Source organism: Kineothrix sp. MB12-C1 (genome assembly GCF_030863805.1).
Lineage (GTDB): Bacteria > Bacillota > Clostridia > Lachnospirales > Lachnospiraceae > Kineothrix.
The window spans coordinates 373,928-399,561 of record NZ_CP132957.1 but is presented as its reverse complement, the minus strand read 5'-3'; the positions used below and the strand labels follow the sequence as shown (position 1 = coordinate 399,561).

General features: G+C 41.2%; 25 protein-coding genes, 1 pseudogene and 1 CRISPR repeat array. Of the genes and pseudogenes, 23 read left to right on the top strand and 3 right to left on the bottom strand.

All coding sequences use genetic code 11. From position 1 onward, the window contains the following. Positions 1-14: 14 nt before the first annotated feature. Positions 15-896, top strand: coding sequence for a type I-E CRISPR-associated endoribonuclease Cas2e (gene cas2e, locus RBB56_RS01970; RefSeq protein ID WP_306720735.1), 882 nt, complete (start codon positions 15-17; stop codon positions 894-896). Between the two features lie 44 nt (positions 897-940). Further along, positions 941-3,226: direct repeats of the CRISPR family, unit length 28 nt; unit sequence GTGTTCCCCGCGTAGGCGGGAGTGATCC. A 218-nt stretch (positions 3,227-3,444) separates the two neighbouring features. On the opposite strand, the pseudogene RBB56_RS01965 reads toward cas2e, so the two are convergent. Further along, positions 3,445-4,490, bottom strand: a pseudogene (locus RBB56_RS01965) (IS3 family transposase). Between the two features lie 450 nt (positions 4,491-4,940). Here RBB56_RS01965 and RBB56_RS01960 point away from each other — a divergent pair. The 10 genes from RBB56_RS01960 to RBB56_RS01915 all read left to right on the top strand — a co-directional run bounded on the left by RBB56_RS01960 (position 4,941) and on the right by RBB56_RS01915 (position 13,247). Beyond that, the gene (locus RBB56_RS01960) at positions 4,941-5,351 is read left to right on the top strand and encodes a VOC family protein (protein WP_442905440.1); all 411 of its coding nucleotides are present in this window, start codon (positions 4,941-4,943) and stop codon (positions 5,349-5,351) included. Then, on the top strand, positions 5,341-5,721 hold the full coding sequence (locus RBB56_RS01955; protein ID WP_306720733.1) for a VOC family protein: 381 nt from the start codon (positions 5,341-5,343) through the stop codon (positions 5,719-5,721). Before RBB56_RS01960 ends, RBB56_RS01955 begins: the two co-directional genes overlap by 11 nt. A gap of 152 nt (positions 5,722-5,873) precedes the next feature. After that, positions 5,874-6,629 carry a tyrosine-protein phosphatase gene (locus tag RBB56_RS01950; protein ID WP_306720732.1) on the top strand — a complete coding sequence of 252 codons (756 nt, stop codon included), beginning with the start codon at positions 5,874-5,876 and terminating at the stop codon, positions 6,627-6,629. Between the two features lie 387 nt (positions 6,630-7,016). Then, entirely contained in the window at positions 7,017-7,820 is an 804-nt protein-coding gene (locus tag RBB56_RS01945; protein ID WP_306720731.1) for a histidinol-phosphatase HisJ family protein, read from the top strand. 240 nt (positions 7,821-8,060) lie between these two features. Further along, a complete protein-coding gene (locus RBB56_RS01940; RefSeq protein ID WP_306720730.1) occupies positions 8,061-8,576 on the top strand; it encodes a GNAT family N-acetyltransferase in 516 nt (171 codons plus the stop codon). Positions 8,577-8,811: 235 nt separating this feature from the next. Continuing rightward, on the top strand, positions 8,812-9,888 hold the full coding sequence (locus RBB56_RS01935; RefSeq protein ID WP_306720729.1) for a PQQ-dependent sugar dehydrogenase: 1,077 nt from the start codon (positions 8,812-8,814) through the stop codon (positions 9,886-9,888). 190 nt (positions 9,889-10,078) lie between these two features. Next, positions 10,079-11,683, top strand: coding sequence for a phosphoenolpyruvate carboxykinase (ATP) (gene pckA / locus RBB56_RS01930; protein ID WP_306720728.1), 1,605 nt, complete (start codon positions 10,079-10,081; stop codon positions 11,681-11,683). Positions 11,684-12,081: 398 nt separating this feature from the next. Next, entirely contained in the window at positions 12,082-12,432 is a 351-nt protein-coding gene (locus RBB56_RS01925; protein ID WP_306720727.1) for a DUF2200 domain-containing protein, read from the top strand. A gap of 326 nt (positions 12,433-12,758) precedes the next feature. Continuing rightward, the gene (locus tag RBB56_RS01920) at positions 12,759-12,989 is read left to right on the top strand and encodes a hypothetical protein (RefSeq protein ID WP_306720726.1); all 231 of its coding nucleotides are present in this window, start codon (positions 12,759-12,761) and stop codon (positions 12,987-12,989) included. Positions 12,990-13,004: 15 nt separating this feature from the next. After that, a complete protein-coding gene (locus RBB56_RS01915) occupies positions 13,005-13,247 on the top strand; it encodes a hypothetical protein (RefSeq protein WP_306720725.1) in 243 nt (80 codons plus the stop codon). Between the two features lie 200 nt (positions 13,248-13,447). On the opposite strand, the gene RBB56_RS01910 is transcribed toward RBB56_RS01915, so the two are convergent. Further along, positions 13,448-13,939 (bottom strand): metal-dependent transcriptional regulator, encoded by a 492-nt coding sequence (locus tag RBB56_RS01910; protein ID WP_306720724.1) that lies wholly within the window; start codon positions 13,937-13,939, stop codon positions 13,448-13,450. A 213-nt stretch (positions 13,940-14,152) separates the two neighbouring features. On the opposite strand from RBB56_RS01910, the gene RBB56_RS01905 reads away from it, so the two are divergent. The 8 genes from RBB56_RS01905 (at position 14,153) to RBB56_RS01870 (ending at position 20,059) form a co-directional block, all read left to right on the top strand. After that, a complete protein-coding gene (locus RBB56_RS01905) occupies positions 14,153-14,434 on the top strand; it encodes a metal-dependent transcriptional regulator (RefSeq protein ID WP_306720723.1) in 282 nt (93 codons plus the stop codon). 29 nt (positions 14,435-14,463) lie between these two features. Next, on the top strand, positions 14,464-15,405 hold the full coding sequence (locus RBB56_RS01900; RefSeq protein WP_306720722.1) for a metal ABC transporter solute-binding protein, Zn/Mn family: 942 nt from the start codon (positions 14,464-14,466) through the stop codon (positions 15,403-15,405). Positions 15,406-15,419: 14 nt separating this feature from the next. Further along, positions 15,420-16,172, top strand: coding sequence for a metal ABC transporter ATP-binding protein (locus RBB56_RS01895; RefSeq protein WP_306720721.1), 753 nt, complete (start codon positions 15,420-15,422; stop codon positions 16,170-16,172). A 1-nt stretch (position 16,173) separates the two neighbouring features. Then, positions 16,174-16,344 carry a metal ABC transporter permease gene (locus RBB56_RS01890; RefSeq protein ID WP_331526369.1) on the top strand — a complete coding sequence of 57 codons (171 nt, stop codon included), beginning with the start codon at positions 16,174-16,176 and terminating at the stop codon, positions 16,342-16,344. Next, positions 16,341-16,841: a PTS sugar transporter subunit IIA gene (locus RBB56_RS01885; RefSeq protein ID WP_306720720.1), complete on the top strand. Its 501-nt coding sequence runs from the start codon at positions 16,341-16,343 to the stop codon at positions 16,839-16,841. The genes RBB56_RS01890 and RBB56_RS01885 overlap by 4 nt, the downstream gene beginning before the upstream one ends. 284 nt (positions 16,842-17,125) lie before the next feature. Continuing rightward, positions 17,126-17,950 carry a pentapeptide repeat-containing protein gene (locus tag RBB56_RS01880; protein WP_306720719.1) on the top strand — a complete coding sequence of 275 codons (825 nt, stop codon included), beginning with the start codon at positions 17,126-17,128 and terminating at the stop codon, positions 17,948-17,950. An 82-nt stretch (positions 17,951-18,032) separates the two neighbouring features. Beyond that, positions 18,033-19,493 carry an AlkA N-terminal domain-containing protein gene (locus RBB56_RS01875; protein ID WP_306720718.1) on the top strand — a complete coding sequence of 487 codons (1,461 nt, stop codon included), beginning with the start codon at positions 18,033-18,035 and terminating at the stop codon, positions 19,491-19,493. A 26-nt stretch (positions 19,494-19,519) separates the two neighbouring features. Continuing rightward, complete coding sequence (locus RBB56_RS01870) at positions 19,520-20,059, top strand: methylated-DNA--[protein]-cysteine S-methyltransferase (RefSeq protein ID WP_306720717.1); 540 nt, start codon at positions 19,520-19,522, stop codon at positions 20,057-20,059. A gap of 30 nt (positions 20,060-20,089) precedes the next feature. On the opposite strand, the gene rsmH is transcribed toward RBB56_RS01870, so the two are convergent. Continuing rightward, the gene (gene rsmH / locus RBB56_RS01865) at positions 20,090-21,139 is read right to left on the bottom strand and encodes a 16S rRNA (cytosine(1402)-N(4))-methyltransferase RsmH (RefSeq protein ID WP_306720716.1); all 1,050 of its coding nucleotides are present in this window, start codon (positions 21,137-21,139) and stop codon (positions 20,090-20,092) included. A 165-nt stretch (positions 21,140-21,304) separates the two neighbouring features. Here rsmH and RBB56_RS01860 point away from each other — a divergent pair, with 165 nt between their 5' ends. From RBB56_RS01860 to RBB56_RS01845, 4 genes are all read left to right on the top strand, one after another. After that, the gene (locus RBB56_RS01860) at positions 21,305-22,756 is read left to right on the top strand and encodes a DEAD/DEAH box helicase (RefSeq protein WP_306720715.1); all 1,452 of its coding nucleotides are present in this window, start codon (positions 21,305-21,307) and stop codon (positions 22,754-22,756) included. Positions 22,757-22,769: 13 nt separating this feature from the next. Then, on the top strand, positions 22,770-23,129 hold the full coding sequence (locus tag RBB56_RS01855; RefSeq protein WP_306720714.1) for a winged helix-turn-helix transcriptional regulator: 360 nt from the start codon (positions 22,770-22,772) through the stop codon (positions 23,127-23,129). 95 nt (positions 23,130-23,224) lie between these two features. Next, positions 23,225-24,400, top strand: coding sequence for an iron-containing alcohol dehydrogenase (locus tag RBB56_RS01850; protein WP_306720713.1), 1,176 nt, complete (start codon positions 23,225-23,227; stop codon positions 24,398-24,400). A 453-nt stretch (positions 24,401-24,853) separates the two neighbouring features. After that, positions 24,854-25,600, top strand: coding sequence for a LytR/AlgR family response regulator transcription factor (locus RBB56_RS01845; RefSeq protein ID WP_306720712.1), 747 nt, complete (start codon positions 24,854-24,856; stop codon positions 25,598-25,600). Positions 25,601-25,634: the final 34 nt, after the last annotated feature.

Sequence of the window (25,634 nt, the reverse complement as noted above, 5' to 3'; positions counted from 1 at the left end):
AGGGGGCTGGGGATATGCCTATGACGGTTGTTACATTGACAAATGTACCCAGTTCGTTAAGAGGAGATTTGACGAAATGGATGCAAGAGATATCTACAGGTGTTTATGTAGGGAACATAAATACACGAATCAGAGAAGAGTTGTGGAAACGAATTATTGATAACATCAAACAGGGACAGGCAACAATGTCTTATGCTAAACGTAATGAAATAGGTTATGATTTCATGGTTCATAATACAAAGAGAGAAGTGATTTATTACGATGGTATACCTCTGGTTTTTTTGCCAAAAGAGTTAAGCGCTACGCCACTGCAGCAGTTGGGATTCAGCAATGCGGCTAAATTTGAAAAAATAAAAAGGGCCAGACAACGCAGAAAAGTTATAAGCGAAAATAAGAGTGAGAATTATGTAGTTATTGATGTAGAAACAACCGGTATTAATGCAGAAAAGGATCAGATTATTGAGATAGCTGCAGTAAAAATGGAAGGCAATGAGATGATTGTTTTTCAGGAGTTGGTAAAAGTTGAGAAAGGACTTCAAAGAGAAATATCTGAATTAACGGGAATTACGGATGAAATGCTTGCTAATGACGGTAAGAATATAGCTGTCGTGCTTGATGAATTCTTGGACTTTGTGGGAGGGTCAATTCTAGTAGGATATAATGTGAAATTTGATATCAGTTTTCTTAATGCCGAATTAAAAAAGAGTGGTAATGCGGTATTGACGAATAAAACGATATGTCTTTTACAAGAGGCGAAAAGGAAACAGAAACTGCTACGGGATTATAAGCTAAGTACTGTTTTAAAGAAATACGATATAAGTACAGAAGGTTTGCATCGAGCTTATGTGGATGTCAAGGCAGAATATGAATTAGCAGTAAAACTAAATATTTTTTGATACTGTAAGATAGGTGAATGGCGAGAAATCAAGGATTTTTAAGTGTGTTCCCCGCGTAGGCGGGAGTGATCCTCTGAGGCATGAGTTTACCCACCAAAGTGCCATGTGTTCCCCGCGTAGGCGGGAGTGATCCTGTTGGCATTGGATTTCACGCTGCAACCAGTGGGTGTTCCCCGCGTAGGCGGGAGTGATCCCGGTAAGGTCGGAGAACTACTTGGGATTTATGAGTGTTCCCCGCGTAGGCGGGAGTGATCCTATAATCTGTAAATTTATTGTCAAATATCCAGTGTGTTCCCCGCGTAGGCGGGAGTGATCCTACGGACTTTTCATAACCGTCGGGGACTGTATAGTGTTCCCCGCGTAGGCGGGAGTGATCCCGGCAAGGGGATGTTTGTTGTCTATCAAAAAGGGTGTTCCCCGCGTAGGCGGGAGTGATCCTAATCCCTTATCGCCTGTAACTTATCCCGGACAGTGTTCCCCGCGTAGGCGGGAGTGATCCTCAGATTGTCGGTTTGGAATCGGCAAAAGTAGAGTGTTCCCCGCGTAGGCGGGAGTGATCCCAGAGCATTCGCATTCCGAGCAAGCTCCGAAGTGTGTTCCCCGCGTAGGCGGGAGTGATCCTATGACTGATGCGGGGGTTATCAATGGCAAGCAGTGTTCCCCGCGTAGGCGGGAGTGATCCTGGAGAGTCGCTGTATTGTACCGGCTACGGGATGTGTTCCCCGCGTAGGCGGGAGTGATCCTGCGGATGCTTCGGCATCCATTGCACTACCTTCGTGTTCCCCGCGTAGGCGGGAGTGATCCCAAATCCGCCGAGTTTGAGTTTATGGCTATTGTGTGTTCCCCGCGTAGGCGGGAGTGATCCCAGCTCTCCACAACTTCGGCACATCATCAATTGGTGTTCCCCGCGTAGGCGGGAGTGATCCCTTCCCGGCGTGGAGAATCAACCATCCGAATGAGTGTTCCCCGCGTAGGCGGGAGTGATCCTGCCCGGCCGGAATCTGGACTATTGGATATGGAGTGTTCCCCGCGTAGGCGGGAGTGATCCTAGTAGAGGTTTCGGATACCAATGCAAGGTCTGGTGTTCCCCGCGTAGGCGGGAGTGATCCTGGCTTAAATTCGATTTTACGAGGTTGTTAACTGTGTTCCCCGCGTAGGCGGGAGTGATCCTGCCAAAACAATTTATAGTCAATGCCTATCGCCGTGTTCCCCGCGTAGGCGGGAGTGATCCTCCCTAGGACTAACATTCCCGTCGGATTACAACGTGTTCCCCGCGTAGGCGGGAGTGATCCTATGTAAGGATTGTACCGTCCGCATTAATAGTAGTGTTCCCCGCGTAGGCGGGAGTGATCCCGACAGATAGCCGGCCAAATCTCATTCCGGTCAGTGTTCCCCGCGTAGGCGGGAGTGATCCTCATTGATTTCTAATAAGTCGTCACTTGGCTCGGTGTTCCCCGCGTAGGCGGGAGTGATCCTATGCTTTAGTCCCCGTTTTATATGGTGCAGAAGTGTTCCCCGCGTAGGCGGGAGTGATCCTGGGGAAGTGAGGGAATTTGATGTTTGCTTTAAGTGTTCTCCGCGTAGGCGGGAGTGATCCTGGGTTCTAAAATAAACTGAGATTTAACTAAGAGTGTTCCCCGCGTAGGCGGGAGTGATCCTGACTCCACAAGACTTCATCCGGATGAGGAAGGGTGTTCCCCGCGTAGGCGGGAGTGATCCCAGCTCAGGAAAATACGTTTTAATCCAGACGGCGTGTTCCCCGCGTAGGCGGGAGTGATCCTGAAATATTAAACTTTAAGGCTCCAGAGATAGAGTGTTCCCCGCGTAGGCGGGAGTGATCCTAATACTTCTGCCGGCAATGTTGATTGGAACTTGTGTTCCCCGCGTAGGCGGGAGTGATCCTATACCTTAACTCTGCTATCTGCGCAAATGGCAGTGTTCCCCGCGTAGGCGGGAGTGATCCTACCCCCCTGAAAAGGAATACTGTCTCGCATTAAGTGTTCCCCGCGTAGGCGGGAGTGATCCTGGAAAAACATGAATTCCATGGAGCAGTCTTCTGTGTTCCCCGCGTAGGCGGGAGTGATCCTGAATTTGAACTATTACTACGGGCAGTATTAGAGTGTTCCCCGCGTAGGCGGGAGTGATCCTACACCAGCCTTTCTCAGCATGGTCTTTACGCTGTGTTCCCCGCGTAGGCGGGAGTGATCCTGTGGCAGATCAATAAGATAAACCACAGTGAGCGTGTTCCCCGCGTAGGCGGGAGTGATCCCAGAAGGAGAAGCATGAGGATTCGGAAGAGCAAGTGTTCCCCGCGTAGGCGGGAGTGAACCTAAAAAAGAGCCCCTATGCAGATTTCTCTACAAGTGTTCCCCGCAGAAGCGGGATGATTAACCGCTTTGAAAATTGCTTCCTGTTCGGGGCATGTGGAGACGGTGTTGTTGCTAGAGAAGAAAGCCCAGTAAATGATATGCTCCCCATATAGTAGACAGATGAAATAATTAAAGTCTTGTACTTGTCAACATTTTCTAGACACAAAGTTAAGTTGATTTTATGAGTTTTCTTGCTCAAATTGCACGGGAGAAATATAGCCCAGTGCAGAATGCATGCGCTTCGTATTATAGTATAGTTCAATATATTTAAAAATTTCCATTTGAGCTTGTTCTGGTGTTTCAAATCTGGCATCCAGAATAAGCTCTCTTTTTAAGGTACGATAGAAAGACTCCATCATTGCATTATCATAAGGATTCCCTTTTCGGCTATTACTATGGATGGCTTTATGTTGTTTCAATAGCCTTCTGAAATTACCGCTTGTATATTGTGAGCCTTGATCAGTATGAACAATTAATTCATCTTCCGGAAGTTCCCGGCCATATCCCTGCATGAAAGCCTCCATTACGAGAGTATCTTTCATGTTTCTTCCCATGGACCAGCCTGTAATCTTTCGAGAAAATATATCTAAAAAGACTGCCAGATATAAAACACCTTTTTTCGTTGGAACAAATGCTTATATCGATACCGGGTTCCCTTGGCATATAAGCCTATGGAACGCATAAGTTTCTGGACTCGTTTATGATTAATCTTTAAACCCTCATTTTCCAAAGCCTTTGAAATTCGTAAACAGCCGTATCTTTCTTTATGTTCTTCAAATACGTGTTTAATTTCCTGACTAAGTATTTTGTTTTCAATGGCACGATCAGATTCTTTACGCTTTAAATATTCATAAAATCCAGAACGGGATATATGGAGTGTTTTACAGGCCCTCTTGATGTTGTATTGTTCCTGATGATCCTTTAAAAACTGGAATCTCACACATTCTTTTTCTTCAAGAAGGCCCGGAACTTTTTTAACCATTCAAGTTCCTCCTGTAAATGCTTATTTTCACTCTTTAATTTATTAATTTCATACTGATAATTAAAAAGTGCGCACCCATGGGAACGCACTTTCTCCATACTCTTCGTATTCACGAATCCAACGATATAAACTATTATAATGAATGTCCAGTTGCATAGCTACTTCAGAAACGGGCATCTCATCATGAACAACAAGCTTTACCGCTGCTAATTTGAAATTTCTATCAAACTTTCTTCTTGCCATAAACCATCCACCTTTCACAGAATTCTCTTATCTAAGTGTCTAGTTTATTATACCATGTCCAGTCTCGAGGGGTACATCTGTAAAACATGCGGTGGTCATCTTGGTGCCCCACAGCGAAAAGGTCCACTTCGCAGCTAGCATGTGCTATCCATACTTTTTACAAGCCCCAGTTTCTGAGGTTTTATTGTCATGCCATTTATAGCAGTTATGTCAGATAATATCTTGCACTTGTTGAAAAATCCAGTATAATCATGGGTAGGAGCAAAGAATTGAAAGACCATAGGTTATGGCTATTCGGACGCTCACTTTGTTCAATTAGGTCAAATAGAAAATGATGTAAACGAAAGGGCAGTTGCTGGCAAACAAAAACTGCTTTCTCGTTTACACCATCATCGATTCTAACCTAAAGAATTTGCAAATTAACTTTCTTATATAAAGGAGATGATGATTTTGAACGGAAAAGATGTAAGGATAGGTACGGGTCTATTAGTTGACGATATAGACAGTATGGTTCGGTTCTACAGAGATACCTTAGGCTTTTATACGGAGTGGACTGGTGGGGATTTCGCAGAGTTTGAGACTGCAAGCGGTGTGTTATCCCTATTTATGTATAGTAGGAAAGAGTTCGTGAAGGCAATTGGGGAAAGTTATATTCCACCAAAAGGAATCAATCAGACGTTTGAAATTGCCCTTTGGTTACCCAGTTTTGCTGATGTGGATATGGAATATGAGCGGCTATCAAAGCTGGGTCTACAATTTCCTACAGGCGAACCCATCACCTATCCTTTTGGTATTCGCAACTTTTATGTCGCCGACCCTGAGGGAAATCTACTTGAAATCGGTAGTACCAATGAAACATAAATTTCCAGTTATATCGGAATACAAATCGGAATTTGAGGGAAGTGAGATAATGATAACAGGATATTACTGTACCAATATTTTCTCCGAAAAAGCAGAAGAGCTTATTGAATTTTATACACAAATATTAGAAATACCGATTACCAAAACAGATGGTGATAATACAAATGGTGTTTATCTTGGATTTTTAAAAAATGGACCTATGATTTGTATATGGGATTGCAAAAAGTGTAATGTAGAACCAACTGGGCATCAATCTTTTGTTTTTCAGACCCCAAACCTCGATTCTACAATTGAACACATGAAGAAGAGAGGTGTCAGGGGTAAAATTTTACCACGCCTAAAAATCCATCAGTTTACTTCTGTCATGTAGTATAAAACGTCCGTCTATAGGAATGTAGAATCCATAGTCCTGTTACAACGAAAAGTGGATAAAAGGGACCAGAAGGTGCGGAAAAGATCAAAGGCTGAGATGTATATAAAGAATAAATTTATTTATAAGTGAGGAACAAAGGAGGAGTACAGATGTCAGGTTTAGTGAACTTCAGAGAACTGGGAGGGCTGAAAACAGCATATGGTACCATAAGGAGGAACAGATTGTTTCGTTCCGGCGAATTGGTGGAGGTTGGCAAGGAAGATATCAACAGTCTGATCCGAGACCATCAATTGAAGATGATAGTAGATTTCAGGGATAAAAAAGAAGTCGGGTTAAGACCGGATGTTACCATTTCTGGTGTGGAGTATTGTCATATCGACATTATGAAATCAATCAAGGAAAATAAGACAAGCTTGGATAATATCAGTGCAGATTTAAATATTACCCTCGCTGACCGTGGAATGCAGGACATTTATAAGGGAATTACGTTGGATTCAGGTTCTCGTCAGGGATACCATGATTTTATTATTAAGTTAAATGAGATTACGCAAGGGTCGACAATTTTTCACTGCTTTGCCGGAAAGGACCGGACAGGGATTGGTGCAGCGATTGTCTTGACTATTCTTGGCGCTGACAAAGATGATATTTTTGAAGATTATCTGCAAACTAACAAGTCCAGAGAGGCTGCGAATAATTTGATATTGGAAGCAATCGAGATAGAAAAAGGATTCAACAGTGAGCAACTGGAAGGTATGAGACGTCTGCTTTCCGTTCATGAAAGCTATCTGGAAACGATGTATTATACGGCGAAAGAGATCTATGGTGATTTTGAAGGATACATAAGGGAAGGGCTTAGTATAACGGAGAAGGACGCTGAACTTTTACGCAGTTTATACCTTGAATAAAACATAAGTCCATTATTTCCCCACTGGTTACCATACGATCAGCGTGTGTATGTAGAAGAGTATTAGATGGACATAGAAGAACTAATTATATATAAAAAAATTATATTTTCCTGCCCATGAGAGTATGTGAGGTGTGGGATATCTGCAAAATCTGTCTTCTGAATTAGTGGAATTTTCAGAAGGCAATGGGATAGAAAAACTATACTGTCATCAGGCAGACCTTTATCATAAGAAAAGATGAATATTTTAGCAATATTATACTGCGCCGAGCAAAGATTGCAGATATTTATTTTAGGTAAAACGATGAGAAATGTCATTTTAAAGACAGAGAGATTACAATTGAAGATTTAGAAGAAAGAAGACTGCGGTAGAAAAGGAGGCGAAATTATGGAAATGTTAAAAAAATATAGAGCAGACTACCATGTACACACCTATTATAGTGATGATTCAGAATGCCCTATGGAAGATATGGTTCATAGGGCGTTACAGCTTAAGTTGGATGAAATTGCATTTACAGAGCATGTGGATTATGGTGTAAAAACAGATTTAAACTGCGATTATGAAGCATACTTTGAAGAAGTGAGAAAACTAAGTGAGAAATATGCAGGACAGATTTCTATAAAGTGTGGGATTGAATTTGGTGTGCAGATTCAAACAATCAATCAGTTCCAGCGAGACTGCGAAAAATATCCATTTGATTTTATTATATTGAGTAATCATCAGATTGATAATAAGGAATTTTGGAATTATGCTTATCAAGGAGGAAAAAAACAGCAAGAATATCAGGAGGATTATTACAAGGCAATTTATGACGTAATGAAAAACTTTAAGTCCTATTCTGTGCTGGGGCATCTGGATATGATTAAGCGATATGATAAAATGGGTGACTTTCCGGATGAGAAAATTATGGAATACGTTGATCCCATACTAAGGCTTGCTATTGAAGATGAAAAAGGAATAGAAATTAACACGTCAAGTTTTAAGTATGGTTTAAAAGATTTAATGCCTTCCAGAAGAATTTTAAAACGTTATTTTGAACTTGGCGGAACCATCATAACACTTGGTTCGGATACACACGAAACAGAACATTTGGCAGACCATATAGATGAAGTGAAAGAAGAATTGAAAAGCATGGGATATAGAACGTTTTGTACTTTTGAGAAGATGAAACCTATATATCATGAATTATAGGCAGGAAGGAATGATAGTGAACTTAGATATGACCCCTTTTTTAAGAGAAAGAGGTTCGGTTTTGGATTAATAACCCTTTCGAATTTAAAAATATTATCCTTGGAAATGCAGGGGATATTTGACAAGATGTCTATCAGAATAGAAAGAAATTAAGTGAATGGAATAAGTGTATTATTGAACAAAGTAATTATAGAAAAGTATTTGTAATATGAACTGGTTACTTATAGGAGAACTAAATATATGAGGAAGTGGATTGATGAGAATATGTTTTGCCTTCGTCCGGTAAATAAAGATGATTTTTTTATATTAGAAGTGTGGCTGAATAAGAAATATATAAAAAAATGGTATGGTGAGCCGCAAGAATGGTTGACGGAAATTCGAAATGACAATGGTGATTTCGGCTGGTTAAGTCATTACATTGTTACATATGAGAACACGCCGGTTGGATTTTGTCAATATTATAATTGTTCCCAAACACCAGAGGGCTTTGAATGGGATAATGAGCCGCCAGGCACTTTTGCCATTGATTATCTGATTGGAGAAGAAGTTTTTCTTAAAAAAGGTATGGGAAGTATGATTGTTCAACAACTGTGTCAGCTAATCATCTCACTTGAGGAACCTGTACAAATTGTTGCTGATCCTGTTCCTGAAAATACGGATTCAATAAAGCTTCTTGAAAGAAACGGATTTATTTTAGATATGGCAACCGGTTTATACAAACTTGAAATAGCCGATTCCAGTTTGGCAAGTGTATAGAACTTATATTATAAATGAAGTATGGGTGTTAAGTATATTTTGTTACGGATGCCCAACAGGAATTGCAAGGTGAATTTCTCGAAAAAGGAGCACCTGTTGTTCGTTTCCACCTTTCTTGGGCAAGGCAATCGAGAAAACGTCTATAGAACATACCGCACACATAATCATACTTTCCTACATATAGTGGTAGGAAAGATACGGTGGCAATGCCGGTAAAGAGTTTAAGGAAGAAGCCATGATTAGCGGAAGTCTTATCACATTAAACGAGGAGGATTATACCCGGTTAGGTGTACTTAACTCCCGGAATAATTCATTTGAATTTCGGGCGATTGCAGAAAACCTCCATATACCTTGGGCAGTAGATATCAGTGAAGACGGCAGGCTGTTTTTTACGGAGCGCAACGGAAACCTGCGTGTCATAGAAAACGGGACATTAAATCCGGAGCCGGTGTATACATTCGAACCTCCTTTTGTCAGTATGGGAGAAGGCGGACTTATGGGGCTTGCTTTGGATAAAGATTTTCTTTCAAACGGATATATTTATCTTATGTATACCTATCAGGAGAACGGAGGACTTTATAGCCGTGTGGTACGTATGCATATCCAGGACAATACAGCATCCGGAGAGGAAATTATTTTGGATCGAATTCCGGCAGGTCAGTTCCATAACGGGGGAAGGATAAAAATCGGACCCGATGGTTACCTGTATATAACTACCGGGGATGCTGAAGAACGTTATCTTGCACAGGATATAAACAGTCTGGCAGGTAAGATTCTAAGAATTGGAACAGATGGAAGTATTCCTCCTGATAACCCTTTCAATGGTTCGCCGGTTTATGCTTTAGGATTCAGGAATCCTCAGGGTTTGGCTTGGAATGATAGGGGGATATTATATGCCTCGGATCATGGGGAAACAGCCCATGATGAAATTAATATCGTACAACCGGGTGGTAATTATGGCTGGCCCTTAGTTATAGGTGATGAGGAAATGCAGGGATATGATTTTATTAAGCCGGTCATACAAAGTGGAAATAATACCTGGGCCCCTGCGGGAATAGCTTTTGTAGCCTCAGGCCCCAGAACGGGTCAGTTGCTTGTATCGACACTCAGGGGGAGTGCACTCTTGGCAATTACCTTTGACGAATTAGGGACACAAGTGGTTAATATGGAACGGTTATTGCAGGGCCGTTACGGACGATTAAGGGAAGCCTATCATGCGAGGGATGATTCCATATATCTTACTACCAGCAACTTGGACGGCAGGGGGATTCCGAGCCCCGGAGATGATAAAATCCTTCAGTTGGTAGAATAATATAATACTTTACACTTGCTGGTGGGCGGAAAATCATCTGATTTTCCGCCCACCAGCATTAAAGAGGCAAGTCGATGTATGGTCTTATGGAAGGTTGCGGAAACTCAATCTCGCCCGTTTGTTGACAGCTTATGTAAAAAGTGAGACAATAAATTGGACATAATAAAAATGAAAGAGAGGTTGGTAAAGGATGGCAAGTATTGATTTAAGCCAATATGGCATCACCGGGGTTACAGAAATTGTTCGAAATCCTTCTTATGAGATGTTATTTGAGGAAGAGACAAAACCAAGTTTGGAGGGCTTTGAAAGGGGTCAGGTAAGCGAGCTTGGTGCAGTAAATGTTATGACAGGTATTTATACGGGACGTTCGCCTAAGGATAAGTTCATTGTCATGGACGAGAATTCCAAGGATACCGTATGGTGGACCTCTGACGAGTATAAGAACGATAATCACCCGGCTAGCCAGGAAGCATGGGACACTGTGAAAGAGATCGCTCTGAATGAGCTTTCTAATAAAAGACTTTTTGTTGTAGATGCATTTTGCGGCGCTAATAAGGATACCCGCATGGCGATTCGTTTCATTGTTGAGGTTGCATGGCAGGCTCATTTCGTTACGAACATGTTTATTAAGCCTACCGCTGAGGAATTGGAAGATTTTAAACCCGATTTTATTGTATATAACGCTTCTAAGGCAAAAGTAGAGAATTTCAAAGAACTGGGTCTGAATTCTGAGACGGGTGTATTGTTCAACATAACAACTCGTGAACAGGTTATCGTAAATACTTGGTACGGCGGTGAGATGAAGAAGGGGATGTTCTCTATGATGAACTACTATTTGCCGCTGAAGGGTATTGCTTCTATGCATTGTTCTGCAAATACTGATTTGAACGGTGAGAATACCGCGATTTTCTTCGGACTTTCCGGAACAGGTAAAACTACATTATCGACAGATCCGAAACGTCTTCTCATCGGAGATGACGAGCATGGCTGGGATGACAAGGGCGTATTCAACTTTGAAGGCGGATGTTATGCTAAAGTGATTGACCTCGATAAGGAATCAGAGCCGGACATTTACAATGCGATTAAGCGAGACGCTCTTCTGGAGAATGTTACGCTTGATGCGGACGGTAAGATTGATTTCAATGACAAGAGCGTGACTGAGAATACTCGTGTATCTTATCCGATTGACCACATTAAGAATATTGTTCAGCCGGTTTCAGCAGCTCCGGCAGCAAAAGATGTTATCTTCCTATCGGCAGATGCATTCGGTGTTCTTCCTCCGGTATCCGTTTTAACTCCGGAACAGACTCAGTATTACTTCTTGTCCGGATTCACAGCGAAACTCGCCGGTACAGAGCGCGGAATCACAGAGCCTACACCTACATTTTCCGCTTGTTTCGGTCAGGCATTTCTGGAACTTCATCCGACTAAGTATGCGGAGGAGCTCGTTAAGAAAATGCAGGAAAGCGGTGCGAAGGCATATCTTGTCAACACCGGCTGGAATGGTTCAGGGAAGCGTATCTCTATCCGTGACACACGTGGTATCATCGATGCAATTTTGGACGGTGCCATTGCAAATGCACCGATCAAGAAGTTACCGTACTTTAATTTCGATATTCCGACAGAATTGCCGGGAGTGGATTCCAAGATTCTTGATCCTCGCGACACCTATGCAAATGCTTCCGAGTGGGATACCAAGGCCAAAGATCTGGCACAGCGTTTTGTGAAGAATTTTGTGAAATATGAAGGGAATGAGGCAGGTAAGGCATTAGTTTCTGCAGGTCCCCAGTTATAAAGTTAAGAGAATTAGTTCTTACTGTGAGACAGTGAGATAATGTAATTTTCAAGATGACCCTCGTTGCTTGCATTAAGCCACGAGGGTTAATTGTATATAAAAGAACAAAACTGCAGATTCACCGATTGAATAAATATAATTAAGGAGGTATTCAAATGGATAAGAAAGTAATCTATACACCATGCTATATAAAACCATTTCCTGAAAATGATAAGTCTAAAAATGCGGGTTCCGGGGAATCCGCAAAAATGGTATAATGAATCATACGAATAATACGGGTACACAATAAAGCTATAACGAAGTTAGTGTTGGAGATCAACTTAAGATGATTTCTTGCAGTCAAAAGAATAGAAAGAATGAGCATGATGTTCAATTTTATAGCAAAGGAGCGTTTCGATATGGAAAAATCACGTATTTTTAAAATGCCTTTTTCAAGTATTTATCCACTTTATATCCAAAAAGCAGAGAAGAAAGGGAGGACAAAAAAAGAAGTAGATGAAATCATTTTTTGGCTTACCGGTTATGATGAGCATTCATTACAACAGCAAATAACTAAAGAAACAGATTTAGAAACATTCTTTAAACAGGCACCTCATATTAACCCGAATGCTTTACTCATCAAAGGGGTTATCTGTGGATATCGAGTGGAAGAAATAGAAGATGATTTAATGCGGCAAATCCGATATTTAGATAAATTAATAGATGAGTTAGCGAAAGGTAAAGCAATGCAGAAAATATTAAGGGAATAAGTATGTGTAAAATTCAGAGGATATGTTTATAATATTTTGTTATGATTGTTTTCTATATGCGGAAAGAGAGTATGAATACGGTGCTAAGATCAAAGAAAAGCAGCATGAGATGTAGAACTTATCGCAGAGAATGCTAAAGTAGGCTCTTATAGTGATGGAAATAGTACCAATTGATAATAGCAAGAAAAGTATTAAATTTCCCGGAGGATTACCTTATGCCGTGTTTTATAGCTGTGGGAAAAGCGAGTGTAAATGCTTCATGCGTGGAGCAAAAAGAATACCTTATAACTGAAAGAATACACAAGAATGTTTGGTAGGTTGTGTATGTGACAAATTCCAATTGGCCGGGGCGTTCTGAATCACCAATCTTATTGCCGTTGTCCTTTGCCCTTTGGGTACATATGCTGTGGGTTCGCGGTTTTAGGGAGTGGCAGAGTCCTGAGTTGCAACGTATATCGGATAGTTACCAGGAGAAGTTTTTAAAAGATATGGGTGTAGATTACAGCGTGCAGACAAAGGAATTTATATCTGATGATGAAATCAAGAATTTCCTGTGACGTTTTGACCATATATTGGTTCATCTTGATATTGATGTATTGGATGCAAATTTATTTCATTCCACCTATTTTGCGAACAAAGAGTTGGTTGGAGATGGTAGTGGCAGTGGAAGGATGAAGATGGAGAAGCTTTCCGGTATACTGAAGTGTATAACTGAGAACGCCAATGTTGTTGGATTTACGATAGCAGAATATCTGCCGTTTGATGAGCATAAAATGCATAGAATGTTTAAGGACATCAAAATATTTAATGAGTAATAAAGCTTAGCTCATGAGAAAGACTCGATGTACAGTATGGCGTGAGAAGAGTGTAAACTGAATGAAATTAAGTGAGTAGAATAAAACCTCCAAGTCAATTTGGAGGTTTTATTCTGTCCATTTTATAAAGGAAACTTATATCATAATTTATTTGTCTATGGGATACAGATTATGAAGAAGATTGAGACAAAGATTATATTTTAGATTTTGGAGAAATTATAGGAATCAATGAATGAATGAAACTGCTGATGAAGATCTGTATTCTGGTTAAAAAAATCCACTAGTGCCTGAATTTTAAGCACGGTAGACCGACATAGCATATGCTCGACCAATTCTGTTTCCTTTAGGGGAGTTTCACTTCCAAGCAAAGAAAAAAAACTCTCCATGATATAATGGCGTTCCAGCAGATATGCACCAGCACATTTTCCTTCTTTAGTCAGCCGGATACATTCAAGGCTGTCATATTCTAAAAACCCAAATTCCACAAGCTTGGAAACCATCTTTGATGCAGCGGGCGGACTGACATGCAGACTTTTGGAAAGTTTGTTAATACGCGTATATTTTTCTTCCACACATAACCGGTATGTCATTTCGAGATAATCTTCCAGAGCAGGCGTAAGCCCGCTCTCATTTTGCTGTTTTAGTTGATATCCACGAATGGTATGGAATTCATTCTCTGTAGGCTTGTTCATAAATGTTCGTCCTCTATTTCATTTTTTATACTATGCATATGTAACACTTTATGACGTGAACTCATAAATTAGTCATGGTAAACGGTGTTTCCCGCGCTTAACGAACGAGCATCATGTTTAATCATTTTTAAAAGTTGGTTGCAATTTCTGATGTTTAGGCATATAATATAAACATATTTAGGCATACCTAAAAGATATATTTTAAAATTGCAAATGGAGAAGATTATCCTTATGCGTCATCTTGGATATTCATGGAGTGAAGCTCATGAAGACGCGGAGCTTTTAGAGCATATTACGCCTCGGCGGCTGACGGCGCGGCTGGATCAGTTTCTGAATTATCCGCAGGAGATCGAGGTTGCAATTGGAAACGCTGTTCGCATTATTGAAGTTGGGGAATATGAAGGGCCGCTTACGCTTGACCTGGATGGCAAGCGTGTTCAAATCAGTTATAAAGCCGCTTGTCAAATCTATGTGGACCAGACGGAGGGGTTATAACACCAAATACATTATTTAGGAGGTTACTTATGAATCATAAAATCAAAACATTATTTTGTACATTCCTGAGTTTATCTTTACTGCTTGTGGGCTGTACGGCGCCGGTAGCTAATATGGATTCCACGAAAGAAGAGAAGGTAAATGTTGTAGCAACCACTACTATGCTAGCTGATTTATCCACGGCAATCGGCGGCGAACGGGTTACGGTGGATGGCTTGATGGGTCCTGGTATTGATCCTCTCCTCTATCAGGCCAGTGCGGGAGATGTTTCCCTAATGCAGAAGGCGGATGTAGTTGTGTACAATGGCCTGCATCTGGAAGGTAAAATGGGTGAAATATTTGAAAACCTATCCGGTCAGGGATCGACTGTCATTTGTATTGAAGAAGGCTTAGACGAATCCAAGCTTCTGGCCTCGGAAGACGATAGTTCCGCCTACGATCCACACATTTGGTTTGATGTCTCCCTGTGGAAAGAAGCGGCACAGACCGTGACGGACGGATTATCCGAAGCAGACCCGGAAGGAAAATCGGACTATGAAGCGAATCTGGAAACTTACTTGAAAGAACTGGATGAAACGGATACATACATCCGTAACCGGGTGGCAGAACTATCGGAAGAACAGCGTGTACTGGTTACGGCACACGATGCATTCCAGTATTTCGGTAAGGCATATGGCTTTGAAGTGCGGGGCCTTCAGGGTATCAGTACCGATGCAGAAGCGGGAACAGCCGACGTAAGTAATCTGGCGAATTTTATTGTGGAACGGCAAATCAAAGCTATCTTTGTGGAATCCTCCGTACCGCCTAAGACTATCGAAGCGTTGCAGGCGGCGGTCAAAGCAAAAGGTTTCGATGTCGCTATCGGTGGAGAACTTTTCTCCGATTCCTTAGGGGATGCAGATTCCGGAGCCGATACTTACATCCTGACTGTCAAAGCCAATATTGATACCATTGTAGATGCATTAAAGTGAGGGGAGGGAAGCATATGAGGAAACAACAAAACTACGCGGTGGAGGTGGAAGATCTCACCGTTGCCTATGATGCTAAGCCTGTTCTTTGGGACATTGACCTGAAAATACCCAAGGGACAGTTGATGGCGGTAGTCGGTCCCAACGGGGCTGGTAAAACAACTTTGATTAAGGCTATGCTGGGGTTACTTAAGCCAGTCACCGGGGAAGTCCGGTTTCTTGATGGAATAGGTGATATCCACACCCTAAAAAACCGAATTGGCTATGTACCTCAGAGCGGCAGTGTGGACTGGGATTTTCCGGCCACAGTGCAGGATGTGGTGTTGATGGGCTGCTACGGTAAACTGGGCTGGGTTCGGCGCCCCCGTAAAGCGGATATGGAACTGACGAAACAAGCGCTGGCAAAGGTCGGGATGCAGGATTGCGCCAACCGGCAAATCAGCCAGTTATCCGGCGGCCAGCAGCAGAGGGTATTTATTGCCCGTGCGTTGGCACAGGAGGCTGAAGTCTATTTTATGGATGAACCTTTCAAAGGGGTAGACGCTAAGACGGAACGGGCAATTGTTGCATTGCTGAAAGACTTAAAGGAACAAGGAAAGACCGTCGTAGTCGTTCATCATGATCTGCAGACGGTACCCGATTATTTTGACTGGGTGACTTTGATTAACTTGTGCGTGGTTGCCAGTGGACCAGTGCAAGAGGTATTCCATGAGGAAAATTTAAAGAAGACCTATCGCAGTTCAAGATTACTCTTAAGGAGCGTGATGTGATATGAGCAGCTTGATGATGTTATTTTCAGACTATACATTTCGAACAGTTGCCTTGGGTTCAACGCTTCTGGGACTGATCAGTGGAGTGCTGGGTAGTTTTGCGGTACTTCGTAAGCAGAGCCTGCTGGGTGATCTGTATTATGTTTTATTGGGTATAAAGACGATACCATGAATGAGGATAAAACGGATACAGTTTTGCCAAGAAGGGACGTTCCCAGTGCTATCTATAGTCCGGTAGAAGGTACCGTACAAGAATTAAGTACCGTTTCCGATCAAACATTTGCAGAGAAACTACTGGGGGAAGGTATTGCAATCGTACCGATGAAAGGAGAAATTGTTTCGCCTGTGTCGGGTATCATCACAACGGTATTTCATACCGGACACGCAATTGGGATAATAGATGAGCATGGAGTAGAGATCTTAATTCATATCGGCGTGAACACCGTTAAGTTGGAAGGGCAATATTTTGATGCGATTTGCAAGGTGGATCAGAAAGTAGCACCTGGGGATTTGTTGGTAAAATTTGATAACAAAGCAATTCAAGAAGCCGGCTACGATTCAACGGTAATGATAGTTGTAACAAATACAAACGACTACCTATCTGTATTACCGGAAGTAGTAAGCGGCAAAATATCCCCGAAGGAGAAAATAATTACCATCGTGCATTAGAGCGTGTTTGAAATCGCCAGAAATCTTTTAGAAGGTTTCTGGTGATTTTTTCTACTACGATGATTTTCAAATTTTTGACACACAATATACTAACATTACTATTGAAAAATTCAGTTTATTTTTTGACTTAATATGATATTATGATATTAAAGTTTATAGTCAGGAATTTACGGAGGTCTATACACAACCTACAGGTTGCACTATTGCAATGGACCGATATGCAGTAAGTGAAATCCAGTACATTAAGTAGAAATTTAACGGCAAATGATAGGAGCAGATATAGGATGAAAATACATAATGAAAATACGATGTTATTACAATCGTTGAAATCGGATTGTTCAAAATGTAGTGGATTGTGTTGTACAGCATTGTTTTTCTCTGAAATGGATGGATTTCCGGAAAATAAAGCAGCAGGGAAGCCTTGTATGAATCTTCAAAAGGATTTCCGATGCAAGATCCATGGAGAACTTGAAAAAAGAAACATGAAAGGATGCATTGGATATGATTGCTTTGGCGCAGGGCAGCAAGTAACACAATCCATTTATTCCGGGCAAACGTGGCAGAGTGTACCGGAGCAGGCAAAAGAAATATTCGATGTATTTATAGTGGTTTTTCAACTATATCAAATACGTTACTTTCTATTAGAGTCTATAGTGATTTTTCCGGCACAGGTATTGAAAAATGATATCGAAGCCCTGTTGGAAGAAAATGAACTGATATGTAGTTCCAAGCCCCAAGATATTATAATATTCGATGTAGAAGGTTACAGAAGTAGAGTAAATGTTCTTTTAAAGCAGGTTTGTAATTTGCTGCAAAAGAGCTTGGGCTGTGAAAATAAGAAATGTCCGTCCGATTTTCTGGGAAGAAACTTTAAGAATAAAGATATGAGAGGATTGGACTTAAGCACAAAGTTATTAATTGCCGCAAATTTTAATAATTGTGTGTTTGATGGAACGATTTTTTTAGGGGCGGATACGCGTGACGCAGATTTCAGCAATGCGGATTTAAGAGATGCAGTTTATTTGTCACAAGGACAAATAAATTCGGCGAAAGGTAATCGAAAGACCAAGCTGCCTCAATATTTAGATTATCCGATTACATGGAGATAATCAAAAAACCATGTCCGAAAACAGCCAGTTATTCTCGACAAATATGATATAATTACATTGAGAACAAGTAGGAGGTGAAGTAATGCTAGAGAATAAAAGCGGGCTATATGCGGCATTTGTGGCAAAAGATACGCGCTTTGATGGACGTTTTTTTGTAGGGATATCGTCTACGGGAATCTATTGCCGCCCGGTGTGCCGGGCAAAACAACCTAAAGCTGAGAATTGTACTTTTTATCATACGGCAGCGGAAGCCGAGCAAGCCGGATATCGTCCATGCCTTTTGTGCAGACCGGAACTTGCCCCGGGTTCTTCCATAGTTGATGCTACCCCTAATTTGGTTTACCGGGCAGCAAGAATGCTGGAAGAAAATTGCGGGAGCGGACAAAGTCTGGACGAGCTTTCCGGACGGCTTGGTTGCACCGATAGACATTTACGGCGTGTTTTTACAGCAGAATACAATGTGACACCGGTGCAATATCTGCAAACATGCCGGTTACTTCTTGCGAAAAATCTACTTACGGATACTGACTTACCGGTCATTGAAGTTGCGATGGCTGCTGGATTTGGAAGTCTGCGCCGATTCAACGATCTTTTTAAGAAACAGTATAATCTTTCTCCTACAGCTTTGCGGAAACGTACTTTGGAGGAACAAAAGAATACCGGTGATGTGACTTTAGCATTAGGCTATCGACCGCCTTATCCCTGGGAAGAAATGCTTCACTTCTTTGCCGGACGTGCAATTCCGGGGATTGATATAGTGCAAGACGACACATATATGAGAACGGTACATTTAGTAACTTCGGAAGGAAAGCATGTCTATGGTTGGATGAGGGTAGGACACAGACCTCATAAGAATGCTTTGAGCGTAACAGTAAGTGAGACGTTACTGCCTGTCTTACCGCAAGTATTAGCTCGGGTAAGGCATATGTTTGACTTATATTGTGATCCGGAAGCAGTGTATGAGACACTGCGGGTAATGAATGAAATACGACCGGGACTTTGTGTTTTAGGGACTCGTTTGCCGGGCTGTTTTAATGCATTTGAGATGGTGGTGAGGGCGGTGCTCGGGCAGCAAATTACGGTTAAGGCAGCAAGTACATTGACCGCAAGAATTGTGGATACTTATGGTACGCCTGTTCAAACGAAGATTCCGGGTCTGACCCATGTCTTTCCTTCTCCTGAAGATATATTGGCTTTGGACGGTCCTATTGAAAATCATTTCGGTCCATTGGGGATCATTACAACGCGTTCAAAAACAATCTATGAGTTGGCAAGGGCAATCGTACAAAAAGAAATTGATTTCGAGCTCCCGGCTCGACCGGAAGAAGAAATAAAAAAGCTGATGACAATCCGGGGTATCGGAAGTTGGACGGCACAATATATAGCCATGCGTACTATGGAGTGGCCGGATGCTTTTCTCGAGACGGACGCCGGTGTAAAAAAGGCACTCTATCCTCTGACATCAAAAGAACTTCTGGAAATGTCAAATGTGTGGCATCCATGGCGCAGTTACGCTACCATTAATCTGTGGAATACGTTATAAAAAGAAAGAATGCAAGGAGGTTTCCCATGTATTATAGGACAACTTATCCGTCACCCGTAGGTTTAATTACACTTGCATGTGATGGAGACGATCTTATCGGTGTATGGAATGAAGGGCAGAAATATCATGGCGCTTCCATATCCGCAGAAATGATCGAAAAGGACGATATGCCGGTATTTGATGCGGCAACAGAATGGTTGAACAGATATTTTGCAGGTAAGAAACCTGCCATTTCCGAATTACCTCTGGCTCCTATTGGTAGTGAATTCCGGAAAAGCGTATGGAATATTTTATGTGAAATACCATATGGCGGGACAATCACATATGGCGATATCGCGAAAAAGATAGCGGCAGAAATGAATAAAGAAACGATGTCAAGCCAAGCGGTGGGCGGAGCTGTTGGACATAACCCTATCTCTATTATCATCCCCTGTCATCGGGTTGTGGGAGCGAATGGCAGTTTGACAGGCTATGCCGGAGGACTAAAAACAAAAGTGAAGTTGCTCGAATTGGAAGGTGTCGACATGTCTCGGTTGTTTGCACCTACAAAGGGTACAGCGCTGTAAGGGTAAACATATGATAGCGCAAAAGGCAGATTAAGCTTTTATTGCCCAGCGTAACTTCGCACACTTGGCGCGGCTGTTAGAATTACATTCAATAGCGGATGGCCTAATGGCTTTTGGAGATATTTCCCTATAAATACCTTCACGATAGAAGCGCTGGAAAGATTTCTTAACGAGGCGGTCTTCACCGGAATGAAAGGTAAGGATAGCGACGCGCCCGCCTTCAGCCACAGCAGCAGGAAGCTTTTCTAAGAATTCATATAGCATTTCAAACTCGTTATTAACATCGATTCTCAGTGCTTGAAAGGATCTTTGGCAGGATTTTTTAATTTCGTTCTTCCTATCTTTTTCCGGAATGAACTTCAGAGCATCTTGTATTATTTGCTGGAGCTGACTTGTCGTTGTGATGTCTGTTCCTTTTTTAATCGCTAAAGTAATCGCGCGGGCGATTTCAGCAGCATGAGGCTCGTCTGAATTTTCTAATAACATACTGTGTAATTCATCTTGTGAGATTGTTTTAAGGCGCTCCGCGGCGGAGATACCTTTAGACGGGTCGAGCCGTAAGTCAAGTGGTCCTTCTGTTTTAAAGGAAAACCCCCTTTCGGGATTGTCTATTTGCATGGAAGAGACACCCAAATCTGCCAATATAAAATTTAAGGGACCTGATGTAGAAATAATTTGGTCTATATTGGAATAATTTGTTTGCTTAATTGTTAGAATTTCCGGTCCATAGCCTAAGCTTTCCAAGCGTTCTTTCGTTCGGGGTAATTCAATGGAATCTACATCAGTAGCATACAAGTGCCCCTTTGAATCCAAGCATTTAAGCATTTCTAAAGTATGACCTCCATAACCTAAGGTTGCATCCAGACCGATTTGTCCGGGGGTAATTTGCAAGAAATCCATTATTTCTTGTACGCAGATGGAACGATGCATACCGGCAGGGGTATTGCCTTTTTGGATTACCTTTTCTACAGCATCGGCATATAGTTCGGGCTGTAATTCTTTATATTTATCTTTGAAAGCCTTTGGATGAGTACCTTTATATCTGGGACGGCGTTGATGCTTTTGTTCTTGATTGTTCATTCTTATTTTCACTTTCTTAAATCTATATTCGATCTATGATCCGAAGCCTCTGGAAAGCTGGCAGATTGAAATATTCTTGTGAATTACATAATACCAAATCTATAATATTTTAGCAATATTATGTTATAATAGCAAACGCATAACAAAAGAACGAGAGGTTTTAATATGGATGTTAACAGTTTTTATAATGATAGAATCAGCGAGGATATTGTAAAGGCACTCGATGGACTTGGATATGAGATACCGACGGAAGTTCAGGCTAGAGTGATTCCATCTGCTTTGGAGAAAAGAGATCTTATCGTCAAAGCACAGACAGGCAGCGGAAAGACGGCCGCATATGCAATTCCGATATGTGAATTAATTGAATGGCTCGAAAATAAACCACAAGCGCTTATTTTGACTCCAACAAGAGAACTTGCGGTTCAGGTTAAGGAAAATTTTATTAACATAGGCAGGTTTAAACGGATAAAAGCAACCGCAATCTATGGAGGACATCCTTTTTCTATTGAAAAAGGAGAACTGAAGCAGAAAACACATGTAGTAGTCGGTACACCGGGGCGCGTGATGGACCATATAAAGAAAGGAACATTACCCTTAAATAAAATTAACTGCTTAGTAATCGATGAAGCGGATAGAATGCTCGATATGGGGTTCGTTGAGCAAGTGGAAACAATTATGGAAGAACTGCCCAAGGAACGGATGACAATGTTATTCTCCGCTACTATGTCCGATGAAGTGAAAGATATATCATCAAAATATATGGAAGGTCCTGTCAATATAGATGTCAGTGAGGACGACATCATGACAAGTGATATCAATCATTTTCTTTATATGACGAAGGAAGAGGATAAATTCAAACTATTGATCGATGTCACGATTATAGAAAATCCGGATAGTTGTATCATCTTTTGCAGTACAAAGGAACGGGTGGATATAGTATGTGATTACCTGAATGACTTATCCTATCCTTGCATTAAAATTCATGGCGGCATGGAACAACCCGAACGTTTATCGGCGATGAAACGCTTTAAAAGGGGAGAATACCGCTATTTAATAGCTACAGATGTAGCTGCAAGAGGTATAGATATAGAGGATATCTCTCTTGTTATTAATTTGGATATTCCTTTGGACGAGGAGAACTATGTCCATAGAACAGGAAGAACGGGGCGTGCAGGGCAAAAAGGAAAAGCCATTTCCTTTGTAGTTCCGACACAAGCCAAATATTTGCACGACATTGAAGAGCTGATTGGGTTTGAAATTCAGGAAAGAACGGTACCTGCCGAAGAGGAGGTATCTGTTCAGAAGCCTGCTTTTAATAAAAAGATAAATAGGAAGCCTCAAATTAAAAAAATGAAAAGCGACAGATTAAACAAGGGGATAATGAAATTACGCTTTAACGGCGGAAAGAAAAAGAAACTGAGAGCAACGAATTTTGTCGGGGTCATATCCAATCTGGAAGGGGTTAAGCCGGAGGATATCGGGATAATAACGATACAAGATACCCTGACCTATATAGAAATACTAAATGGAAAAGGCCCATTGGTACTGGAAGCGATGAAAAGTACAAAGATTTGTGGTAAGCTATTAAAAGTAACGGAGGCAGTAGAGAGATTTTAAAGGAGAGAAAGCGATGGGGGAGAAAATACAAGTTTCCTGTGAGATGGAAGTTACCTTGAAAATTATCGGAGGAAAGTGGAAGCTTCTTATTTTGCATTATTTATTGGAGGAAGGACCGAAACGGTATAATGAGATCTTACGTTTTTTGGAACATGCAAATAAAAAGACATTGACCATCCAACTTAGAGAATTGGAGGAGGATGGAATCATTATCAGAAAGGTCTATGAGACCGTACCGGCGCAAGTAGAATATTCCGCGACGGAGAAGGGAAAGACTCTAATACCTATTGTTGAGATGATGTGCGATTGGGGATGCAGGAATATCGGGGATAAATTCGAATTGACAAATGCACAGTGTTCCGGCGAAGAATAAATTATATGGAGTATTGATAAGGGGAAATAAAAGTGCCTCCTTGTATAGATGCTGTAATACTCTTATAATTTAGAAAAAAGAAAGAAGGTAGTGTTATGGATAATTTTACATTTTATGCACCAACTTATTTTGCGTTTGGCAAAGAGACAGAAAATGAAACAGGAAAATATGTGAAACGTTTCGGTGGAAAGAAAGTTCTTATCCATTATGGCGGCGGCTCTGTCATTCGAAGCGGACTTTTGGACAGAGTGAAAACATCTCTTTCTAAAGAAGAAATCTCATATGTGGAATTAGGTGGGGCGAAGCCAAATCCAAGAAGTGGGCTGGTATATGAGGGAATCGAACTATGTAAAAAAGAAGGAGTCGATTTTATTCTGGCAGTCGGAGGCGGCAGTGCCATCGATTCGGCAAAAGCAATTGCAGCAGGAGCCGTTTACGATGGGGACTTCTGGGATTATTATCAGGGAAAGGCTGTAGAAGAAGCATTGCCTCTTGGTACCGTTCTGACCATTTCTGCGGCCGGAAGCGAAGGTTCTGCAGATTCGGTTATTACAAACGAAAATGGAATGTTCAAGCGCGGTGCATCGGGAGAGGCGTTGCGTCCGAAATTTACAGTTATGAATCCTGAACTTGCGAAAACGTTGCCGCCGTATCAGACGGCATGTGGAATTACAGATATTATGGCACATTTGTACGAACGGTATTTGACCAATACAAAAGAAGTAGAAGTGACGGATCGCATGATTGAGGCGTTGTTACTGACAATGATTCAAGAAGGAACACGGATCATGGAAGATGCGAACAATTATGAAGCGCGGGCAAATATTATGTGGGCGGCCATGATGGCTCATAACAATTCCTGTGGAGTAGGGCGTACACAGGATTGGACGAGTCATGTGATTGAGCACGAGTTATCCGCATTATATGACTGTGCCCATGGTGCAGGTCTGGCAGTAGTTATGCCGGCAGTATTTACCTACAACATGCATCATGATATTATGCGGTTTGCCAAGGTGGCAGTTCGTGTATGGGGATGTGAGATGGATTTTGAGCATCCGGGGCGAACCGCGAAAGCTGGAATCGAAGCATTGCGTAATTTCTTAATATCAATCGGTATGCCGAAGAATTTTGCAGAACTAGGTGCAAAAGAAGAAGATATCGAGAAAATGGCTCATATTGCATGTTTTGGGGATGTCAATACAGGAAGCATTGAGGGATTCGTGAAGTTGGGCCAGAAGGATGTGGAAGCAATATATCGGCTTATGCTGTAGGGGAAATGAATAGATAATAAGAGATAATTCCCGTAAGAATAGCAACGTAAAATATTATGAAACACTATAAAACAACATGTTCTTTTCGTATATGAGATGGGCATGTTGTTTTTTTAATACCAGAATAATTTAAATGGCTAATTCTATCATATTTTGATACAAGAAGAAAAGTATTTTAATGTGAGTATTCCTGTCATTTGTGTTTGGAAATTAATGTACAATAAAGAGCAAAAAATGACAACATAGACAATGGAATAAAAGCTCAAAATTGTGTATATTATGCATGTAAGATATGTAAAAGAAGGGAATACAAGCCATTTCAATTATTTTATGATAATAGTTGCATGTGGAGGGGGGAAATATGAGGAATATATGATTGAAAACTATTAGAAAATATTTTTTTTAATAGTTTTTTTGTCGTTAAGAAAGGAGCATGTACAAGGGGGATGAAGTATGGTATATGTAGCGATTTGTGATAGTAATATGTCGGAACTAAGACAGTTGAAGTTAGCAGTGCAAGGCATAATGGATAAGCTTCTTATTCCGTATAATATTGAGGAGTATGATTCCGGCGAGAAGCTGGTGAGGGCATCCAGGATATTTGATTTAGTATTTTTGGACATTAGGATAGACGGAGAAAATGGAATAGAGATTGGGCGGCTTATTTATGAAAAGAATAGTTATACAAAGATTATATTTCAATCAAGTTTCAAGTGGTATTGCCAGGAAGCTTTAAATAGATCTCATGCTTTTGCTTTTTTGGAAAAGCCTATACAAACAGATTTATTGGAAGAGCAAATAAAGGAATCTATAGCAAGTGAGGATAAGATACAGCGTCTTCATATAGAATTCAAAAACGTGAAATATATATCCGGTGAAATTGAAGTCAAGAAAGAATTATTAGTTTTACCGGTGGAAGAAATTGTATATTTTCAATATATAAAGACACAAAAGAAGATAGAGATAGTTACGAACAATCAAAAATATATATATTCTGAGACAATGAAGGAACTAGAGGAGAGAATGAAGCCGTTAGGATTCGAAACAAATTGCAGAGGTTTTCTCATAAATGTTGGAAAAGTTAGTAAGATTACGAGATATAGAATACAGATGGATAATGGTGAAGAACTACCCTTATCGCAAAAGAGGGTAGTGGGGTTTAAAGAAAGGGTAAATGAATTCATATATAATTCATGCTAGAAAGCTGGTGAGTAGGGATTGCCTGACGTTAGGA

Excerpts from the sequence above, each read along its gene's own strand:
- cas2e (WP_306720735.1), top strand. The coding sequence starts at position 15 with ATGCCTATGACGGTTGTTACATTGACAAATGTACCCAGTTCGTTAAGA.
- RBB56_RS01955 (WP_306720733.1), top strand. The coding sequence starts at position 5,341 with ATGAAACATAAATTTCCAGTTATATCGGAATACAAATCGGAATTTGAG.
- RBB56_RS01950 (WP_306720732.1), top strand. The coding sequence starts at position 5,874 with ATGTCAGGTTTAGTGAACTTCAGAGAACTGGGAGGGCTGAAAACAGCA.
- RBB56_RS01945 (WP_306720731.1), top strand. The coding sequence starts at position 7,017 with ATGGAAATGTTAAAAAAATATAGAGCAGACTACCATGTACACACCTAT.
- RBB56_RS01940 (WP_306720730.1), top strand. The coding sequence starts at position 8,061 with ATGAGGAAGTGGATTGATGAGAATATGTTTTGCCTTCGTCCGGTAAAT.
- RBB56_RS01935 (WP_306720729.1), top strand. The coding sequence starts at position 8,812 with ATGATTAGCGGAAGTCTTATCACATTAAACGAGGAGGATTATACCCGG.
- pckA (WP_306720728.1), top strand. The coding sequence starts at position 10,079 with ATGGCAAGTATTGATTTAAGCCAATATGGCATCACCGGGGTTACAGAA.
- RBB56_RS01925 (WP_306720727.1), top strand. The coding sequence starts at position 12,082 with ATGGAAAAATCACGTATTTTTAAAATGCCTTTTTCAAGTATTTATCCA.
- RBB56_RS01910 (WP_306720724.1), bottom strand. The coding sequence starts at position 13,939 with ATGAACAAGCCTACAGAGAATGAATTCCATACCATTCGTGGATATCAA.
- RBB56_RS01905 (WP_306720723.1), top strand. The coding sequence starts at position 14,153 with ATGGAGAAGATTATCCTTATGCGTCATCTTGGATATTCATGGAGTGAA.
- RBB56_RS01900 (WP_306720722.1), top strand. The coding sequence starts at position 14,464 with ATGAATCATAAAATCAAAACATTATTTTGTACATTCCTGAGTTTATCT.
- RBB56_RS01895 (WP_306720721.1), top strand. The coding sequence starts at position 15,420 with ATGAGGAAACAACAAAACTACGCGGTGGAGGTGGAAGATCTCACCGTT.
- RBB56_RS01890 (WP_331526369.1), top strand. The coding sequence starts at position 16,174 with ATGAGCAGCTTGATGATGTTATTTTCAGACTATACATTTCGAACAGTT.
- RBB56_RS01885 (WP_306720720.1), top strand. The coding sequence starts at position 16,341 with ATGAATGAGGATAAAACGGATACAGTTTTGCCAAGAAGGGACGTTCCC.
- RBB56_RS01880 (WP_306720719.1), top strand. The coding sequence starts at position 17,126 with ATGAAAATACATAATGAAAATACGATGTTATTACAATCGTTGAAATCG.
- RBB56_RS01875 (WP_306720718.1), top strand. The coding sequence starts at position 18,033 with ATGCTAGAGAATAAAAGCGGGCTATATGCGGCATTTGTGGCAAAAGAT.
- RBB56_RS01870 (WP_306720717.1), top strand. The coding sequence starts at position 19,520 with ATGTATTATAGGACAACTTATCCGTCACCCGTAGGTTTAATTACACTT.
- rsmH (WP_306720716.1), bottom strand. The coding sequence starts at position 21,139 with ATGAACAATCAAGAACAAAAGCATCAACGCCGTCCCAGATATAAAGGT.
- RBB56_RS01860 (WP_306720715.1), top strand. The coding sequence starts at position 21,305 with ATGGATGTTAACAGTTTTTATAATGATAGAATCAGCGAGGATATTGTA.
- RBB56_RS01855 (WP_306720714.1), top strand. The coding sequence starts at position 22,770 with ATGGGGGAGAAAATACAAGTTTCCTGTGAGATGGAAGTTACCTTGAAA.
- RBB56_RS01850 (WP_306720713.1), top strand. The coding sequence starts at position 23,225 with ATGGATAATTTTACATTTTATGCACCAACTTATTTTGCGTTTGGCAAA.
- RBB56_RS01845 (WP_306720712.1), top strand. The coding sequence starts at position 24,854 with ATGGTATATGTAGCGATTTGTGATAGTAATATGTCGGAACTAAGACAG.